The 1297-nt window shown below is 33.6% G+C and carries 3 protein-coding genes; all 3 read right to left on the bottom strand.

Going from position 1 to position 1297, the window contains the following annotated elements; all coding sequences use genetic code 11:
- Positions 1 to 5: 5 nt before the first annotated feature.
- Positions 6 to 269, bottom strand: a complete 264-nt coding sequence (locus V2H77_RS00590) for a PAAR domain-containing protein (protein ID WP_341497251.1) — start codon at positions 267 to 269, stop codon at positions 6 to 8.
- Positions 270 to 271: 2 nt separating this feature from the next.
- Entirely contained in the window at positions 272 to 994 is a 723-nt protein-coding gene (locus V2H77_RS00585) for an immunity 52 family protein (protein WP_341497250.1), read from the bottom strand.
- Between the two features lie 23 nt (positions 995 to 1017).
- Positions 1018 to 1297 (bottom strand): restriction endonuclease fold toxin 5 domain-containing protein (locus V2H77_RS00580; RefSeq protein WP_341497249.1); only part of this gene is annotated, 280 nt, incomplete at its 5' end.

Below are 1297 nucleotides of genomic sequence, written 5' to 3'. Positions count from 1 at the left end.
TCTCATTAAGAGAGAAAATCTTTCTGGCTGGCAATCAGTTTTGCGCCACAGACTGTTTGCATACCTTCCAATGCAATAGGTTTTCCCTGATGCTTTAAGTCGTTGTTACCTTCCACAATAGGGAAAACCCCTTTGCATTTAGGGCAGCTTACTAAATCACCTTTAGCGGCAACAGGTACGCCTTGATACAGGTAATTATCAATGGCGGTAATGACTTTACCACCATGATCGGTTAGGTCGTTTAATCGGATTACGGCTCTGTTTGTCATATTTATAACTCTGTCATCAAGGGGAGTATTTGTAGATCCCGCAAGCAGATTTCAATATCATTGGCTTTATTGATATGCTCCTGGTTTTCAATATCAAAGATATCTTTTGTCGTAATAATTAATGAGCCTTTTTTGTCATTTTTATCAGAAATAGATATTATTTCTTCCGCCATTGGAACTAAAGTCGGATCTATTTCTATTGGCAAATAGAGCATCCAGCCGGCATAAACCCTATCTGGAAAAATTTGTTTTTGTTTTATTCTATATGCATTGTTTTCTACCATAATGTAAGGTGCACTATGAGTAGAAATCAGAAAATTAATAAAATTGATTAGTCGTGATAGCTGAAATTCATTTTCTTCGATAGATATATGAAAATCTATTTGAGTTTGTCCTAACCGATCTCGACGATAATTCATATAACAAATTGAACATGAATGGTCATCATCTTCGCCATCCCAAATCCCTTTAATAACTATAGGATTTTCTTCTGTATATTCTTCTTCAAACTCTTTTATTGCTTCTTTTGTTGCTCCTTGTTGATCAAAAGCAATATGTTGTAAAGATTCTTGACGAGTATCTCCTGGTAAATACCAAGTTTTATGGCGTCCAAAAAATATATCTACTTGTTGTGTGATTTTATATAAATCGGTAAGAACTATTGTTGGAGTTAATGGTTCTTTCCAATCTGTATATAATTTCATATTTAATGATAACGTAGTCATTTATTTTTACCCTTACTTAAATGTTAAATAGTATGAAATACTTTAATGTTGGGATAAATAGAAAATTTTTCTAAATAATAGGCATAGCTTATAGGTTGCATAAAATGCCAGTGAGAATTTGGGATTCCATTTAATGTAGTGCATACTTCTTGCTGCTTTTCTACTTGAGTCGTCATGGATCTATCCCCGCTTTTACTTATTTTCCACCAATCTATAGGTATTCCATTTTTGAAAAATTGGTCATATTTGGCTTTGGCTTCAAGAAATAAGCATTGTGCAGGTTTCCAACCATCGAAATTTGTA

The sequence above is a fragment of the Photorhabdus sp. P32 genome (assembly GCF_038085095.1).
In the GTDB taxonomy this organism is placed as follows: Bacteria; Pseudomonadota; Gammaproteobacteria; order Enterobacterales; family Enterobacteriaceae; genus Photorhabdus; species Photorhabdus luminescens.
This window is presented reverse-complemented; position numbering and strand designations above follow the sequence as displayed.